The sequence below is a fragment of the uncultured Thiothrix sp. genome, from assembly GCF_937876535.1.
Classification (GTDB): domain Bacteria; phylum Pseudomonadota; class Gammaproteobacteria; order Thiotrichales; family Thiotrichaceae; genus Thiolinea.
In genome coordinates, this window is record NZ_CALFHZ010000019.1 from 33,601 (window position 1) to 51,036 (window position 17,436).

Below are 17,436 nucleotides of genomic sequence, written 5' to 3' on the forward strand. Positions count from 1 at the left end.
TTTCGGTTTTAAACTATTTTTGCTTCAAAATACATTAGTGTTTGGCGTTGTCAATACAATAGTGTATGTTAAGTACTAGAGAGAGTAGAGAGAAAGGCATGAGCGATGAAAACCGCGCTAACCTTGAACGTCAAGACTGGATTAGGGCTGCGTACACCGTATTCATTCAGGAAGGTGTGGAGCGGGTACGCGTCCTAACTCTAGCTGAAAAGTTAGGGATTACGCGAGGTAGCTTCTATTGGCACTTTAAAAATCGCGATGAACTATTACAGGCTTTAATAGAAGTCTGGCAACAGAAAAATACAGGTGAGCTATTAGCCGCTTGCGCGAGTAGTAATGATTTTACTGATCGCATGTTAGCAATTGCCGATTGTTGGACTAATGAAAACCTCTTCGATCCAGCTTTAGATACTGCGATGCGCAATTGGGGTTCGAATAATCCAAGTATCGGTCAATTGGTACACGAAGAAGATCGAAAACGCTTACACGCTTTCCAAGAAATGTTTGAAGAACATGGCTGCGAAACCGCAGAAGCTATGATTCGTGCGCGCGTTTTTTATTTCACTCAAGTTGGCTATTATGCCCTTGAATTAGGTGAGTTATTGACTCAACGCTTACGCTTTTATCGTGAGTATTTCTGGGTATTCACTGGTGAAAAAATCGATGAAGCCCGTTTCCAACAATATCTAGAAAAGACCTTACCGAAAAACTCGGAGTGAAGCACCACCCTTACACTCTGATTTGCGCTCAAGCTATTCAATAGGAGAGTGTATTTTATGAGCCAAGAACCCGCCGTTTCCACCGAAGCAGCCTCCCAAGCTCGCCCCCGCCGTACTAGGCAACGCCACGCTGAGAGTGGCTCCAACTTTCATCTGCACCAATTGCCATGGCAACAGCTCAAAAACCCGTATAAGCCCATTGAAATTATCTATGAAGAGCAGATCGAGCAAATTCATAATACCTCGATGCGTATCCTCGAAGAAGTGGGCATGGATATTCTGGACGATGAGGCGCGCGCTTTAATGAAACAGTGCGGTGCGAAAATCACGGCTGGCAGTAATCGGGTACAGTTTGATCGGCATATGATCATGGATTATATCTCCAGTGTCCCTGAGCTTTTCACTCTGCACGCGCGTAATCCAGAGCACAATCTGCAAATCGGTAAAAATTTCACCAGTTTTGGCACGGTGGCTAGTGCGCCGAATGCCAGTAGCATGGATGGCGGAAGACGCGCGGGGAAGCATGCCGACTATCAAAACTTCCTGCGCTTGATGCAGAGCTTGAACATTCTGCAATTCACGGGCGGTTATCCGGTAGAGCCAGTCGATATTCATGCTTCAGTGCGCCATTTGGACTGTTTAGCGGATTGCGTGACCCTCACCGATAAAGCCTTTCATGCCTATTCGCTTGGCAGACAACGCAATCGTGATGGGATTGAAATTGCACGGATTGCGCGTGGAATTAGCCATGAGCAACTGGAACAAGAACCTAGTTTATTCACCATTATTAACTCCAGCTCGCCCTTACGCCTCGACCAACCCATGCTGCAAGGCATTATGGAGATGTCGGCACGTAATCAAGTGGTGATGCTCACTCCCTTTACCCTTGCAGGGGCAATGGCTCCCGTGACAGTAGCGGGTGCAGTGGCTCAGCAAAATGCCGAAGCTTTAGCCGGTATTGCCTTTACGCAAATGGTCAGGCGTGGTGCGCCCGCCGCGTATGGTGGCTTTACCTCGAATGTAGATATGAAATCCGGCGCACCTGCATTTGGCACACCGGAATATGTGCAGGCCGCGCATATTAGCGGACAACTTGCCCGCCGTTATAAAATCCCCTACCGCTCCTCGAATGTCTGTGCCTCTAATACCGTCGATACGCAAGCAGGCTATGAATCGACTATGGCCTTGTGGGGCGCGATTATGGGCGGGGCTAACTTCCTCATGCATGGTGCAGGCTGGTTGGAAGGCGGTTTATGTGCTTCGTTTGAAAAGTTAATCGTGGATGCTGATTTGCTGCAAATGATGGCGGTTTATCTACAAGGTGTCACCGTGGATGAGGCTAGCCTTGCGTTGGAAGCAGTGAAAGATGTCGGCCCAGGCGGTCACTATTTCGGTACTGCGCATACGATGGCACGCTATAAAGATGCTTTCTATGCCCCCCTAGTTTCCGATTGGCGCAATTTCGAAACTTGGCAGGAAGCGGGTAGCCCGACCACTTACGAGCATGCACACAAACTCTATAAACAAATTCTACAAAGCTACGAACCACCGCCTTTAGATGCTGCGATTCGCGAAGAGCTAGACGATTTTGTTGCACGCCGTAAGAGTGAAGGCGGCGTCGCTACGGACTTTTAAGGATTAAGGAATCATTTATGAAATCACATGTTAGGGTCGCAGTGATTGGCGGCGGTGTTGTGGGTGCGAGCGTTTTATATCATTTAACCAAACTTGGCTGGCAAGATGTTGTTTTAATTGAGCGCTCTGAACTCACTTCAGGTTCGACATGGCACGCGGCTGGCGGTTTCCATACCCTAAATGCCGACACCAATATGGCGGCACTGCAAGGCTATACGATTAATCTATATCGTGAATTGGAGCAAATTTCTGGGCAAGCCTGCGGTCTACATCATGTCGGTGGCATTACCTTAGCCACTACACCTGAGCGCATGGATTACCTTAAAGCTGAGCGTGCTAAACATCAATACATGGGCTTACATACGGAAATTATTGGCCCTGATGAAATCCGTAAACTCTCGCCGATTACTAATACCGACGGTGTAATCGGTGGCCTTTACGATCCACTCGATGGACACCTTGATCCTTATGGCACGACTCATGCCTATGCGATTGCGGCAAAAAAGCAAGGCGCTGAAGTTTACCTACATACGCATGTGAGTGCTTTAAACCCGCGTCCTGATGGCAGTTGGGAAATTGTCACGAATAAGGGTAATGTGATTGCTGAGCATGTGGTAAATGCGGCAGGATTGTGGGCGCGTGAAGTTGGGCGTATGGTCGGAATTGAGCTGCCCTTGCATCCGATGGAGCATCAATACCTAGTTACGGATGAAATTCCTGAAGTTTATAACCACGGTTCGGAATTGCCGCATGTGATGGACCCAGCCGGTGAAAGCTATTTGCGTCAAGAAGGTCGCGGCTTGGTGATTGGTTTCTACGAGCAGCGTTGCGACCCGTGGGCAGTCGATGTGACCTCTTGGGATTTCGGCCATGAATTATTGCCTAATCAATTAGATCGTATCAGCGAATCCTTAGAGTTTGCCTGCAATCGCTATCCGGTTTTGGGTCGCGCAGGGATTAAAACTATTATCAATGGCCCTTTCACCTTCGCGCCTGATGGTAATCCTTTAGTCGGCCCAGTCGGTGGCTTACGCAATTTCTGGTCAGCTTGTGCGGTGATGGCCGGTTTCAGCCAAGGTGGTGGTGTGGGTTTAACCTTAGCCGAATGGATGGTAGAAGGCGAACCCACTCGTGATGTATTCGCCATGGATGTAGCACGCTTTGGCAAATTTGCGACTCGCGCTTATACCCGCCATAAAGTGACTGAGAACTATCAAAAACGCTTCTCGATTTCCTTCCCGAATGAAGAGCGCCCAGCCGGTCGCCCACTACATACCACGCCGATGTATAGCGTGTGGAAAGAGCAAGGTGCAGTCTTTGGGCAAGGCTATGGCTTAGAGCATGTGAATTACTTCGCGCGTGAAGGCGAGCCACGTTATGAAACACCGACCTTTGTGCGCTCCAATGCTTTCGCTACGGTCGGCGAAGAATGCCGCAATGTGCGCAATAATGTGGGCATTAATGAAATCCACAACTTCAGTAAATTCTTAGTCACAGGTCCCAAAGCGCGCGAATGGCTAGATGGCATCATGGCAGGGCGTATTCCAGAAATCGGTCGCCTAAGTTTATCGCCACTATTAAGCCCGAAAGGTCGAATTATTGGTGACTTCACCATTAGCTGCTTGGCCGAAAATCATTTCCAACTCACCGCTTCTTACGGCGCACAAGCTTATCATCAACGCTGGTTTGAGCAGCATTTGCCAGAGTCTGGAGTGGAGATTCGCAATATTTCCTTGCAACGCATTGGCTTCCAAATTGCAGGGCCAAATGCCCGCGCTCTATTGAGTAAGATCACTAATATTGATCTAAGCACCGAAGCTTTCCCCTTCATGAGCGTGCGCCAAGGTGAGGTGGGTTTAACGGATGCCATCGTACAGCGTGTAAGCTATACCGGCGATCAAGGTTATGAAATCTATGTGGATAATAGCCAGCAGCTGGCTTTATACGAAGCGCTGTCTGAAGCCGGTAAGGAGTTTAATCTTAAGCCGTTTGGCATGCGTGCCATGATGAGTTTGCGTTTGGAAAAAAGCTTTGGTTCATGGCTGCGTGAATTTAAACCCGATTATACCCCACTCGAAACTGGCTTAAGTCGCTTTGTGGCTTATAACAAAACGGCTGATTTCATTGGTAAGGCCGCTGCTTTAGCAGAAAAAGTGCAAGGGGCAAAACGTAAACTCACCACCTTCATTGTCGAAACCGACGATGCCGATGTGCACAGCGATGAACCGATTTGGCACAATGGTAAAATTGTTGGCTCAGTCACGTCTGGTGGCTATGCGCATTGGGCACAAAAATCGGTAGCGATTGGTTTCTTACCGCCCGAATTAATTCAAGCAGGCACGCAAGTTGAGATTGAATTATTAGGCAAAAAGCGCAAAGCCACGGTGATTACTGAAGCGCTGTTTGATCCGCAACTGACCTATTTACGAGCTTAAGCGATGCAGGCTATCACACTGATTTCCTGTCTAGGGGAAAATACGTATCCGATCTGTGCGCTATTGGCAGATTATTTGACCGAGCAAACTGGCATACCGGTGCGCTTTGATCAAACTACGCCGTGGCTAGAAGCTAGCGAAAAACTAGCGAATGGGCAGATTCAAATGGGTTGGATTTGTGGCTTGCTGTATACCTTGCAACAAGATCGACAAGCACGCTATCAGGTGCTCGCTAAGCCGATTTTTGCAGGACACAGTAAGCCAGAGTATTTCTCTTATTTAGTGGTGCGGCGTGATAGTGGCATTCAATCCATTGCTGATTTAGCCAATAAGCGTCTGGTGATTAATGACCCAGACTCTTATTCCGGTAATCATGCTTTATGGGCGCATTGGGCAAAACTACCGAATCCGCCGACGTTTGCTCAAGTGTCCGAAAGTGGCTCACACTCTAATTCCCTGCGCATGATTGCGGCGGGCGAGACGGACGTGGCAGCGATTGACTGTACCGTATTTGATTACTGGCTGAAAACGCAAAAGCCAGAGATGCAAACGGTGCTTGGTCAACTCAAGGCCATTGAGCAAATTAACCCTGCACCTACCCCGCCACTGGTTATGCATAATTCAGTGGATAATGATACTACGCAAACCATTCGCCAAGCGTTGTTAGCCCTGAATCATTCCGCGTGGTTAGCGCGTTTACAAGCGGCTGGCTTACAGGGTTTGGTAGCGGTGCAGGATCAGGATTATGATTTTATGCGTGAGAGTTATCGCTTGAGTCAGGGATTTAAACCGTTTTAATGTTGTTTGCTGTCAGTGACTTGGACTTGTCCATTCATTAACATGGGCAATAGCCAGTCTCGCAGAGCTGTTAGTTTTTGGTTTTCTTTTTGATTATTGAGAACAAGTTTATTATTTTCTGCAATAACATCATCATACGCCTGCAATAGTAGTTTATCGGGATAGGCTACTTGCAATGAAAACAAATCATTTTTAGTTATTGAACCAAAGGTCGTTCCTTCACTATTTCTTCGGTCAAATAAACGCTTGAAATAATCCATCACATAGAAAAGATAGGCATCAAATCCGTCTTTACTTTTAAGTGCAGCCAAACCACGACCGATACAACAATCAATATCAGCAATGTTCATTGTACCAACAGGTGCGCGGACACTTAGTAAAATATCACCAGCTTTTGCGAACCTGCTAGGCTGAGTGGTGTATTGTCGAATATTTGGAAAGCGTATCCCAAAGTCTGTTGAGCCTTGAAAAAATACAGTGCCGTTCCCATCTTCATTGTAACTGCTTCCCTCAGGCGATTGCCCCATTGTGATATTTGCAATTTGGTGAAGCTCTTTCACTTCCCATACCGCCGGAATCTCCCGTTTCAACTCCTTGCTATACACCATCTTTCCGCCCGATGACTTATAGGGCTTACCGTTTTCATCGGGGAAATCAAATTGCACAAACCAGTAATCGTAGAGTGTTTTCGCCATGGCTTCGAGTTTGGCGTTGATGCGGTTGTTAATTTCGATTTTTTGGTCGATGGAGAAGAGAACCGCTGCAATCTTGTCCTGATAAAACTTTTCAGGAATTTTGAACATGAGTTTAGTTAGATAATCAATATTGATGTTATCTTGAATACTTCCACTTGCAGAATTCTGAATTGACCGCCTGATATATGTAAATACGTAGTGCATGAATAGCTCGGATGATTCGTCCGAGTCGGCAACAAAACCAACAACACTATCAGGAAAACACATTGGATACCCTAATAGGGCTGTCTCCGCAATGTTAGCTGCAATAGTTATAACAAGTGTGTTTTTCGGCCAAAGTTTACTTTGTTTAAGCCCAAAATCATTATATTTATCAGTGTGTGATCTAATAAAAAGATTGGCAGCCTTAACTTCTCCCGTTTGAATCAACGGATATTTACCATTTACGAACAAAGCCGGATCATTTCTTGGACGATGTTTAGACTTACCTCTATTGAAAGTACCAAGTTCATCAAGCTTCTTATCTTGCCAATGCTCATTGTATTTCGAGCTATTAAATTTCATAGCAGAGGCTCACTAACTGGGTTTCAAGCTGGCGGGATTCGGCGTTCGTCGAAGAAGAAACCCCTCCCATCCTCCCCTTGTCAGGGGAGGGGCGAAGAGGCAGTAGCACACTTTTCTTGTTCCTCCCCTGACAAGGGGAGGTTAGGAGGGGTTTCTTAATCGTCCAACAAGCTGTTGAACAATTGCTAAAGGTAGTCGAATTTTTAAGAACCCTCACCCCAACCCCTCTCCCAGAGGTAGAGGGGGAGCAAGAGCTTGTTTTTCTTAGCTCCTCTACCTCTGGGAGAGGGGTTGGGGTGAGGGTCTTCAATGACAACGAACAAAACAGTTCACTCATAGCGTAAACTCGCTAACTGGGTCTTAATCTCAGCTTCAAGTTGGCGCGATTCAGCAAACAGCGTATCAAGGTTATCGGTAAAGCCTTTCATTTTGGCGGCAAACTCATCAGCAGTAATATCGGTATATTCGATCTTCACATCAAAATACTGCCCCGCGCTAAATGAGTAGTTCTTTGCTTTGATTTGCTCGTAACTGACCACCACCGAAAAATCATCTACTGCCGTTTTAGCATTGAAAGTGTCGATAATGTGCTGCTCTTCCGTTGGGGTAAGCACTGTTTTTTGATTCTTGCCATCCTTGATCGTTTCGCCAAGGTTGGACGCATCAATCAGCACTACCTTGTCTTGGTTGCCCTTATCAATGAATAAAATTGAAACATTCGTCCCCGTGGTCGCAAAAATATTGCTTGGCATTGACACCACACCCGCCAGCATTTTCTGCTCCACCAAACGCTCACGGATACTCTTATCAATGCCGGATTGCGCGGTAATAAACCCTGTCGGCACAACAATTGCCGCCCTGCCCTTGTCTTTTAGCGAATACATAATGTGTTGGATAAACAGCAAATAAATCGCCATTTTATCCTTGGCTTTATTCGGCACATTCGGAATCCCTGCAAAGAAACGCGCCTTGTTTTCCTTGGTATCCAGATCGTCACGAAAATCACTAAAATCCATTTTGAACGGCGGATTGGAAACAATGTAATCAAACTTCGCCAGCTCAGCCCCATCCTTGTGATAGGGCGACAACACGGTATTGCCTTGAATAATATTCGGAATGGAATGCACTAAATTATTCAGAATCAAATTGAGTCGCAACAGCCCAGACGATTTTTGCGAAATATCCTGCGAATAGATACTGCATCGATTTTCCCCAATCGCATGAGCAAGATTCATTAGCAAAGTTCCCGATCCGGCCGACGGATCGTAGCATTTGACATTCATTACTTTGCCACGAAGATCAGTGGGCACGAGAATCGCCGCCATAATCTTAGCGACCGCGTGTGGGGTATAATATTCCGCGTATTTGCCGCCACTGTCCTTGTTGTAGTCCTTGATCAAGTACTCAAAAATATCTGCAAAGAAATCAAAACCCTGCGTAAAAATATGCTCAAAGCTAAAGTTCACCAGTTTGTTGATAATCACTTTACAAAAATTGTCGCGTTCAGCAGGGTCTGCAATAAACTGGCTGAGTGCATCAAACAAGCGCACTTGTGCTCCACCGCCAGTTTTCACCGAGAAAATATCGCTGTTGACAATCGCAATTTCACGCAGGGTATCATCAAACAGCTTGGCGAAATTAGCCTCGTTTTGCCGCGCAAATAAATTGGAAATCAAGTGTTCTGGGCGCAAATATGCCGTGCCTTCGGGTAACAGCATGGTCAGCATTTCATAATCATCAAGGTCGAGACTAGCGATGTGCTGCTCCCAGTTTGCGGCGTTAGCAGTAGCCGGATCCGCTTTTTTCAGCTCATACGCCAACTTGTCGCAGAGGAATTTATACAGGAAAACCTGCGTGATGATCTTGAATTCATTGCCATCATTACCCAGCCCGTAAGCAGCACAGATATTTTTCAAATTATCGATCAGTTCGGTGGTGCTTTTCTTAAAATCGAGGACTACCAAGGGCTTACTCCAATACAGGCAGTTTGGTGAAATGTGGGGCTTTAGCAGCTTTCTTATCGAAGGTCAGCGTCGTATCACAGCCCTTGCCCCGCGCCACATGGGCAATCAGCAAATCTGCCAGATCATAGGTGTTGTTTTGTGCGCTGCCAACAAAATCACGGACGCTCAAGGAATCCTGAAATTCTAGTGCCACCATAGACAGCAATTCACTCAAAGAGCCTAGTAGTTCGTCTCGGGGTACTTCATAAACACTTTTCAGCACCCACATCAGTTCCAGCACGACCACGTTACTGACAAACAAGGGCTGCTTGTTGGCTTCGGCATCTGCCAACAATTGAGTGGCGATTTGCATCTGTTGCTCGTCGTCCTGTACCAGAAAGCGTACCAGCACATTGGTATCAACCGCTTTCATAAAGCCTCATCTCTGATGTATTGGGCAACCGCCTGATCCATTTCTTCAATGCTCACCGGACGGGACTTCTTGTATTTGCTTAACAGCCCAGCAACTTCAACTACCTTGCGGGTAACAGGCTTGATGACTACTTCCCCCCGATCATTAAGGACAAATTCAACCCTGTCCCCTGTGACCAGATGCAGGCTATCCCGTACACTCTTGGGGATGGTAACTTGACCTTTTTGTGTCACTGTCGAAACAAAAGCATTCATACCAAGCTCTCCAGTATTACTTTAGACCTTTATTATTACTTACGGTAATACTAATTGCAAAGCCTGCTACCAAGGAGTCACCCCATTAAATTCATCCAGATACTCTTTCACGACCAACTGATTGATATAGCGGGTACTAGCGGGGGTTAGCTTGATGTGTTGTGTTTGTTGAAATTGTTGTACCACATGCCGCTGCATCATGCGCTCAAAATAACTGTCGTTGTCAAGGATGTTCCTGTTTTGCAGCACGCTGTCATCGGCTTGTTGTTTAACCAATTGCAGTGCCTCGAAAATGCGCCGCTCACTATCAGAGATTGCACCGTGCTCTAGCAGTCGTTTATGCACGCGCACAAATTTGATGTCACCTGCGTATTTGCTTTGCAACAAACGATTTTTGCGGTTGATTTCGCGTACTTTGTCCTGAATTTTGTTGAGAGTGAGCATATTATGCTTCATCTCTTCCTGACTAACTGCCTTAAGATTACGGTTCTTAAACAGGCGTTCTAGTTCCTCTTTGAGTTGCACGAAGTCGGAGTCTTTAGGATCAATATTGCTGGTCATGGTTTCGCGGGCACGGCGCAAGGCATCTTTCAACTCATCCGCCAGCTTGAGTTCCTCCTCACCGATTTTGACAAACTTGAACAGCACTTCTTCCAGTGCCATATTCAATAAGCCACTGGTATCAGATTGATTTTCAAGGCGATCTTTAAGGTTAAGCATTGCTAAATGATTATCCACCTCATTATACAATGCGTTGATTTGCGCGAACGGCAGACGTTGCAACAATTCATTAAAACCTAACAAACGGCACAAGTTATACAGGCTGCGAGCATCCGCCAGAGCTTTTTTTAGTAACAATATTTGTGCCCGATCCTGAATTTCAGTGATTTGGCGTGAGAATAGCTCTTTGTTTAAGGTATCGTATTGAAACAGTACATCCTTGACCGCTTCCAACTCTGCTGCAATTTCCTCAGCGGATTTGAACAGCTTGGAATAATGCTCCATTTCATCGCCCAGCTCACTTTGTAGCTCATCAAAATAGGCTTTATTGGTTTTGTCGAATTCGCTACGAATATCAGCAAAATCCACCACATAACCATAGCGATGCTGCTTATAAGTGCGGTTCACCCGAGTCAAGGCTTGCAGCAGATTATGGTCACGAATGACACGACCTAGATAGAGCTTTTTCAAGCGTTTAGCATCAAACCCTGTCAGCAGCATATTGTAGACAAACAGCAGATCAATAGTGCCTGCCTTGAAATCCTCCACCCACGTATCGCGCTCTTCCTTCGAGCCGACATCATGCAAAATCAAGGCAGCAGTTTTCACTTTGTGTTTTAGCAAGACCCCCGCGTCATAGTCACTTGGCATTTCCGCAATCGACTTAAACGCATAATCGGCCTGAAACTGTGCAAACAGTTCCTTGGCTTGCTCAGAGCTGTCGCAAATCACCATCCCACCAATGTTTGAATCATTCAGGGTGGCACGGCTTTTTTCAAAATCGCGCACGATATAGGCCAACATCGGCTTTACAAAAGTAGGGTGGGCAACAATGTCCTTCATCGGCAACTTGCCCTTTTCCACCTCAATTTTTGCCAGTGCTTCCTGCAAAGCCATTCGATAATTGGTTTCAATCGCCTCGCGAATCAGGCGCAAGGTGTAACCATCAGCAATAGACTTGTTGTAGTAATACTTGTGGATATAGTCACCAAACAAGACTTTAGAATTAGTGTCTGTGCCTAATAACGGAGTACCCGTCAGCCCAATTTTAATGGCGTTTTGGTCTGACTGTTCAAGGTTAGCCAAAAAGCTCCCTTGTGGGTTATAGCTGCGGTGAACTTCATCCAAAAAGTAAATACGCTGAATATTGACCGCGTAATCTTTCACGCGCATCACCTCTGGATCATCCTTGAACTTTTGGATATTGACGACCGTAATTTCGAGCTTGCCCGTGTCATTGTGAAGCGCCGTCGTTTGCTTGATGTCCTGTGCGAAAGCTTCACGGGAATTAATCTTATGAACGGTTAATCCGCGACTGATAAACTCTTTGGAAGCTTGATTAAGCAAATCCAGCCGATCTACGATAAAGTAAAACTTTGGAATAACCTGTTGCTGCTGGAAGTAATCCACCAGATAACGAGTACTGTAATACGCCAGCGCGGTTTTTCCGCTGCCTTGGGTGTGCCAAATAATTCCCTTGCGCTTGCCTGCATTAAGTTTTTGCTCAAGCGCTTTAGTGGCAAACAGTTGCGGGTAGCGCATTATATGCTGCTCCCAAGCATTTTTTTCTTTCACATAAACAATGGCGTAACGCAGGATAAAGCGCAAACGCTCTCGACTCAGTAATGACGTACATACACGGTTGGTTGGAGTGTTCGGGTCTTTATTGGTAATAAATTCTGGGCTATTTTTGATAATTAAGCAGTTGTTATCTCGAAGCACTAATGCTTCAGTAACATCATCTTCAGGGCTTAGCAAGGCAGCAATATTCAGTGGCTCTTCTTCACGGAAATAATTGAACACTGCCTGCTGATAGGAGCTTGAAGCATAGAATGCACCCTCCAGCGGTTCAGACGAATCATTGTCATATTCCATATTATTGGAAAACAGCATCAACTGAGTGACGTTGACAAAGCGCCTGAATTTCTTGTTCTGGAAACGCGTATTAATACGATTACGTTCCGCTATCACTCCATCACGATTATTAGGCTTTTTAACCTCGATGAATACCAACGGCATTCCATTAATTAACAAGGTTATATCGGGTCGAAACTCATCATCACCATTTTTATACGTTAATTCAGTGACAACGTGGAAGCTATTGTTGTCGAAATTACCGAAATCAATTAAACGTATACCGGAACGCTGGATCAGCCGCTCATAAAAAGCTTTGCCTAAATCCTCATTGTTGAGCAATAGGCTGGTGTCTTCACGCAATCGCTCAATATCATCAGGGGCCAGCTCTGGATTAAGCAAGCTAACAGCTTCACGAAACAAGGAAGGGAAAATATTGTTTTCCTCATCCCATTGAACTGTTTTCAAAGACAGATAGGTATAACCCAAGCGCATTAGGTGCAAAAGCGTTGGGATTTTGACGCGCGTATCTTCGTTAAAACGCATAGGATGCCTAGCAATTACCCAATCGAAATCTATTTTTAACAATAAGTATCGAGCTGAGCAAGCAATGGCTAATGCTTAATGACTTTTATCGTAATCTAAGACGCAAGTCTAATGAAGATCAATGAATTATAACGGATGCACTACACCCTCTTTCGCTTTAAACGCATAACGCTTAAAAAGCTCAAGATAATTCTTGAACACATACGCGCCATTCTCTTGCAAGATTGCCTCTCGCTCTTGCTGATAGGTTTGGCGCAATTTGTACCAAGGCAAAGCAGGATATTTGTGATGCACCGAATGCAGGCTATTTTGCAGGAAAAGAAAACTTAAAAAGCCATTCGCCTCGACCACAATAGTACGCTGTTCAGGGGTGTGCACTGCTTGGTGCTCGGCAAAGATACGAATCGAGGTCAGTGAAATCGAGAAATAGCAGGCTAACAAGTAAACACCAAGTGGAAATTGCCAATACAGCAACCACGCAAGCACTAACCCTAACCAAGGCAAATAAGCGAGCCACGCTTGTTGAGTGTATTTATCACCCGCTTGTAGTTTTTTAAATTCACTGATTAAAAAACCAGTCACACCCAAGGCTGGCCCAATCAAAATACGCCCTAGTAAAGTGTTATTTAAGGTATACAGACCTTGCAACCAAACAGGCATCGCCGCCCAGCGCTCGCTCGTCATGTAATAAGACTCAGGGTCTTTACTGGGATAACTGATATTCTCCAGCACATGATGCTGGCGGTGGGTATCGCGATAAATAATAAACGGTAAATATAAAGCCAAAGGCGGCGAACCTAAGCCCTCATTGAGTTTTTGCCAAGGCGTAGGGTGATAATGAATGATTTCGTGTTGCAAAGAGCCGTAAAAGCTTAGCAAAACCGCCAATGCTGGGACGAGAACCCAGATAGGAAATAAGCTATGCAAGCTCGTCAAAACACCCCAGAGTAGATAAAAACTGCATACTAAACCCAGGGTAAGATATTCTATTTTTTTTAGTTTTTCTGTCATGGCATTCATCCCCAATCGCTATTAAGCCATTTTAAGGCTTGCGAATGGATTTGCCCACTAAACACTATGACACATTTGTTATTAGTAAATAACTAAACTAGGATTAGTTCACTAAAGTAAACAAATGGTGTTACTAAGTAACAAAGCTAGTAGTGATGACCAATTCTAAACGAGAAACCGGAGAGCTTTTCCAGAAGCGTTTGCAATTACTGATTCAACACTCTGGATTGAATAAGGCGCAGTTTGCCGAGTCGATTGGCGTTAATCGCTCAGCGCTGGCGCAACTCTTGTCCGATCAATTATTGCGCTTACCGCGTGCAGAAACACTGAGCAATATTGCAGCAGCCTACAAGGTCAGTATTGATTGGTTGTTAGGCTTATCACAGGATGAGCATATCCGCTCTTCGGTGTCCTCTGCGCTGGAAATTGAGCAAGTCCTGAATGGGCAACACACTAAACTAGGACAATGGCATCGCGATGCGATTGGTTACAAAATTCGTTATGTTCCCTCTAATCTACCCGACTCTTTGATGATTGAAGAAGTCATTGACTACGAGCGCCAATATACGCAAGTGCCGCTCGAAATTCGCAAATTGGAAACCAACTCGCAACTGGCCTATAACCGGATTGATGAATCAGAAATGGAAGTTTGCTTACCCTTGCAACGGTTGAAAATGCTTGCGCAAGGTGTAGGAATCTGGGAGGAACTACCGAAGCGCTTACGTCGCCAGCAGTTGGAGCATATTCAACGCTTGCTAGATGATCTTTATCCAAGCTATCGCTTATTTCTTTATGATGGGCGCAAAACCTTCTCTGCCCCCTTAACCGTGTTTGGCTCGCAACGTGCAGTCATTTATGTGGGCGATATGTATGTGGTAATTAATACTTTAGAGGAAATTCGTGCTTTAACACGGCACTTTGATCGCTTGATTCGCAATACTGAAATTAATCCACATGAGAGCGCTGGATTTATCCAGTCACTCCTAAAAAAACATTTGTAATTTATAAAGACTTCACTTGTTCTTTTAAGTATTTCGCAAAATCTTTAGCAATATTGGGATGGCGCAGGCCATACTCAACATTGGCCATCATGTAGCCTAGTTTAGAACCACAATCATGGCTTTTACCACTTAAATGGAAGGCATTAACCTGATACTCGCGCATTAAAAGTGCAATCGTATCCGTTAACTGAATCTCGTCACCTGCACCTAAGGGAGTGCGTTTTAACCAATCCCAAATATGCGGAGATAAAACATAGCGCCCAACTACAGCCAGATTAGAAGGTGCACTGTCCACATCAGGTTTTTCGACAATCGCACTCATCGCCACAGAACAACCCGGCTCTAGGGTGTGCCCATTAATATCTACTACACCATAAGATGAAACCTTATCCATTGGCACAGGCTCAACCATAATTTGACTAATGCCCGTTTCATCATATAAGCGCAACATCTCAGCTAAATTATCAGTTTTTAAGTTACACGCAGCATCATCAATTAAAACATCGGGCAATAACACTGCGACGGGGGCATGTCCAACCACAGGATGTGCACACATAATCGCATGACCTAAACCTTTAGCTTCGCCTTGGCGCACATGCATAATCGTGACATTTTTAGGGCAGATTGACCGCACCTCATCCAATAACTGGCGCTTTACACGCTTTTCCAGCATAGTTTCCAATTCAAAACTGGTATCAAAATGATTCTCGATAGAGTTCTTACTATTATGTGTGACTAACACAATTTCACGGATGCCAGCTTCAACACATTCATTCACAATATATTGAATCAACGGCTTATCCACTACTGGGAGCATTTCTTTGGGAATAGCTTTAGTCGCAGGTAGCATCCGAGTACCTAAGCCTGCTACGGGGATAACGGCTTTACGAATTTTATGTTTACTCTGCTCCAGCATAGTAGTTCCTTCTAATTCTCAAATGTTCGAATAGTTTATTAATTAATCAGCAGTGCTGCATTGTAAAGAATTTTTTTCACCGACAAATAGCGACCGCATCCGCTTGACAGAGTTCCATTAAAATCGTCGGGCACAATTCAAGTTCTAAGCCACGTCGACCTGCACTGACAAAAATCGTCTTAAAATTTAGAGCAGACTCATCCAACACGGTGGGTAATTTACGTTTTTGTCCTAAAGGACTAATACCCCCCACTAAATAGCCGGTAGTACGCTCAGCTTGTTTGGGATCTGCCAGTTCGGCTTTTTTTGCACCGACTGCTTTGGCTAATGCTTTAACATCCAGCTGCTGTGTCACAGGTACAATGCCTATTGCCATTTTTTTCATATCACTGTCTAAAGCTACCACCAGAGTTTTGAAAACACGCGAGGCTTCCACTTGTAGCGCTTCAGCCGCTTCTAAGCCATAGGAGCTAACCGTAGGGTCATGTTGATATTCATGAGTTTGGAAAGGTAAACCAGCTTTACGAACCGTCAGAATGGCAGGTGTCATGGACAGATTAAATCAAACTTTTCATAGTGCTGAACATTATGCTGCATCTGCACAAAGAATGCTGAATTATTAAGATTGATGGTGATTAGATAAAAGTACCTAGGTTATGTTGTCATAACCTAGGTCAACGACTTAGGGTCGATATGTAGAGAGAAACTGAATACTATAAGATAAAGTGTAAGCTGCGGTTTACACTCTAATAGTTTTTTCAGAATTTTACTCTGTCCATATCAAATAGCTCAGCATATTGTTTGAGCGCATAGCGATCTGTCATCCCTGCAATATAATCAGCAATCGCGCGCGCGCGCCCTGTTTCGCCTGCAGCCTGCTCATACTGTTTTATAAAAGCTTGGTATTTAGGTGGTAACAGGCGTGAGTCCTGCAAATAAGCGTTAAAGAGTTCACGTACTACTCTCTGTGCACGCCACGACATACGATACACCGTAGGGTGAAAATAGAGATTTTCCCGCAAGAAACGCTTGAGCTCATTCTTAGCCGCCCACATAGCCTCGCTATACTGAATCAAAGGTTTAGCTTGCTGACGTACCTCATCTAAAGTTTGCACCCTAGATGCATCAATAGCTGCCTGACTGGTTTCAATCAGATCCACCACCATAGCACTGATTAAGCGCCGCAAAGTTTCGCGCACTAAACTACGTCCCTCTAATTGCGGATATTTCTGTACTACTAAAGCATATTGCTGTGCAAAAATCGGAACTTGTTGCATTTGTTCTAAGCTAATCAGCCCTGAACGTAAACCATCTTCAATATCATGATTATTATAGGCAATTTCATCAGCTAAATTGGTAAGCTGTGCTTCTAGGGAGGCTTGAGTCTTAGTCAAAAAGCGCTCACCTACCTCACCTAAGCCCTGTGCATGTTTAACTGCACAATGCTTGAGAATACCTTCGCGCGTTTCAAAAGTGAGATTCAAACCTGCAAACTCCGCATAGCTATCTTCCAGCCAATCCACGACCCGTAAAGATTGCAAATTATGCTCAAAGCCACCATAGGCTTGCATGCAAGCATTAAGCTCATCCTGCCCAGCATGTCCAAATGGGGTATGTCCTAAATCATGGGCGAGCGCAATGGCTTCGGTCAGGTCTTCATTTAAGCCCATGCTGCGCGCTACCGTGCGGGCAATTTGTGCGACTTCAATGGAGTGTGTCAGGCGCGTGCGATACAAATCACCTTCATGATTGACAAAAACTTGGGTTTTATATTCAAGGCGTCGAAATGCTTTGGAGTGAATGACGCGATCACGATCACGCTGAAATTCTGAGCGGTAAGCTGGGGCTGCTTCCGGAAAACGCCGTCCACGTGTCGTTTCAGGTTGTGCGGCATAGGAAGCAGTCATCTTGA

The 17,436-nt window shown here is 45.2% G+C and carries 14 protein-coding genes; 5 read left to right on the forward strand and 9 right to left on the reverse strand.

Features of this window, described 5'->3' with window-relative positions; translation table 11 throughout:
* Window positions 1-98 precede the first annotated feature (98 nt).
* From Q0230_RS10710 to Q0230_RS10725, 4 genes are read left to right on the forward strand one after another with little or no spacing between them, the layout of a single operon-like run.
* On the forward strand, window positions 99-719 hold the full coding sequence (locus Q0230_RS10710; protein WP_298610014.1) for a TetR/AcrR family transcriptional regulator: 621 nt from the start codon (window positions 99-101) through the stop codon (window positions 717-719).
* 57 nt (window positions 720-776) lie between these two features.
* Window positions 777-2,354 (forward strand): trimethylamine methyltransferase family protein, encoded by a 1,578-nt coding sequence (locus Q0230_RS10715; protein ID WP_298610015.1) that lies wholly within the window; start codon window positions 777-779, stop codon window positions 2,352-2,354.
* A gap of 17 nt (window positions 2,355-2,371) precedes the next feature.
* Window positions 2,372-4,789 carry an FAD-dependent oxidoreductase gene (locus Q0230_RS10720; RefSeq protein ID WP_298610017.1) on the forward strand — a complete coding sequence of 806 codons (2,418 nt, stop codon included), beginning with the start codon at window positions 2,372-2,374 and terminating at the stop codon, window positions 4,787-4,789.
* 3 nt (window positions 4,790-4,792) lie between these two features.
* Window positions 4,793-5,587 carry a PhnD/SsuA/transferrin family substrate-binding protein gene (locus Q0230_RS10725; RefSeq protein ID WP_298610018.1) on the forward strand — a complete coding sequence of 265 codons (795 nt, stop codon included), beginning with the start codon at window positions 4,793-4,795 and terminating at the stop codon, window positions 5,585-5,587.
* Here the strand turns inward: Q0230_RS10725 and Q0230_RS10730 are convergent.
* The 6 genes from Q0230_RS10730 to Q0230_RS10755 all read right to left on the reverse strand — a co-directional run bounded on the left by Q0230_RS10730 (window position 5,584) and on the right by Q0230_RS10755 (window position 13,607).
* Window positions 5,584-6,846, reverse strand: coding sequence for a restriction endonuclease subunit S (locus Q0230_RS10730; protein WP_298610019.1), 1,263 nt, complete (start codon window positions 6,844-6,846; stop codon window positions 5,584-5,586). The two genes, Q0230_RS10725 and Q0230_RS10730, sit on opposite strands and share 4 nt — an antisense overlap.
* Window positions 6,847-7,175: 329 nt before the next feature.
* Window positions 7,176-8,810, reverse strand: a complete 1,635-nt coding sequence (locus Q0230_RS10735) for a class I SAM-dependent DNA methyltransferase (RefSeq protein ID WP_298610020.1) — start codon at window positions 8,808-8,810, stop codon at window positions 7,176-7,178.
* Window positions 8,811-8,814: 4 nt separating this feature from the next.
* Window positions 8,815-9,222 carry a PIN domain-containing protein gene (locus Q0230_RS10740; RefSeq protein WP_298610021.1) on the reverse strand — a complete coding sequence of 136 codons (408 nt, stop codon included), beginning with the start codon at window positions 9,220-9,222 and terminating at the stop codon, window positions 8,815-8,817.
* Window positions 9,219-9,476 carry an AbrB/MazE/SpoVT family DNA-binding domain-containing protein gene (locus Q0230_RS10745; protein ID WP_298610022.1) on the reverse strand — a complete coding sequence of 86 codons (258 nt, stop codon included), beginning with the start codon at window positions 9,474-9,476 and terminating at the stop codon, window positions 9,219-9,221. The genes Q0230_RS10740 and Q0230_RS10745 overlap by 4 nt, the downstream gene beginning before the upstream one ends.
* A gap of 66 nt (window positions 9,477-9,542) precedes the next feature.
* Entirely contained in the window at window positions 9,543-12,596 is a 3,054-nt protein-coding gene (locus Q0230_RS10750) for a type I restriction endonuclease (protein ID WP_298610023.1), read from the reverse strand.
* A 126-nt stretch (window positions 12,597-12,722) separates the two neighbouring features.
* The gene (locus Q0230_RS10755; RefSeq protein WP_298610024.1) at window positions 12,723-13,607 is read right to left on the reverse strand and encodes a fatty acid desaturase; all 885 of its coding nucleotides are present in this window, start codon (window positions 13,605-13,607) and stop codon (window positions 12,723-12,725) included.
* A gap of 155 nt (window positions 13,608-13,762) precedes the next feature.
* On the opposite strand from Q0230_RS10755, the gene Q0230_RS10760 reads away from it, so the two are divergent.
* Window positions 13,763-14,608 (forward strand): helix-turn-helix transcriptional regulator, encoded by an 846-nt coding sequence (locus Q0230_RS10760; RefSeq protein WP_298610025.1) that lies wholly within the window; start codon window positions 13,763-13,765, stop codon window positions 14,606-14,608.
* A 1-nt stretch (window position 14,609) separates the two neighbouring features.
* Here the strand turns inward: Q0230_RS10760 and galU are convergent, their stop codons facing one another.
* From galU to Q0230_RS10775, 3 genes are all read right to left on the reverse strand, one after another.
* Window positions 14,610-15,524, reverse strand: coding sequence for a UTP--glucose-1-phosphate uridylyltransferase GalU (gene galU / locus Q0230_RS10765; RefSeq protein WP_298610027.1), 915 nt, complete (start codon window positions 15,522-15,524; stop codon window positions 14,610-14,612).
* Window positions 15,525-15,600: 76 nt separating this feature from the next.
* Window positions 15,601-16,074 (reverse strand): Cys-tRNA(Pro) deacylase, encoded by a 474-nt coding sequence (gene ybaK / locus Q0230_RS10770; protein ID WP_298610028.1) that lies wholly within the window; start codon window positions 16,072-16,074, stop codon window positions 15,601-15,603.
* Between the two features lie 208 nt (window positions 16,075-16,282).
* Window positions 16,283-17,431, reverse strand: coding sequence for a deoxyguanosinetriphosphate triphosphohydrolase (locus Q0230_RS10775; protein ID WP_298610029.1), 1,149 nt, complete (start codon window positions 17,429-17,431; stop codon window positions 16,283-16,285).
* Window positions 17,432-17,436: the final 5 nt, after the last annotated feature.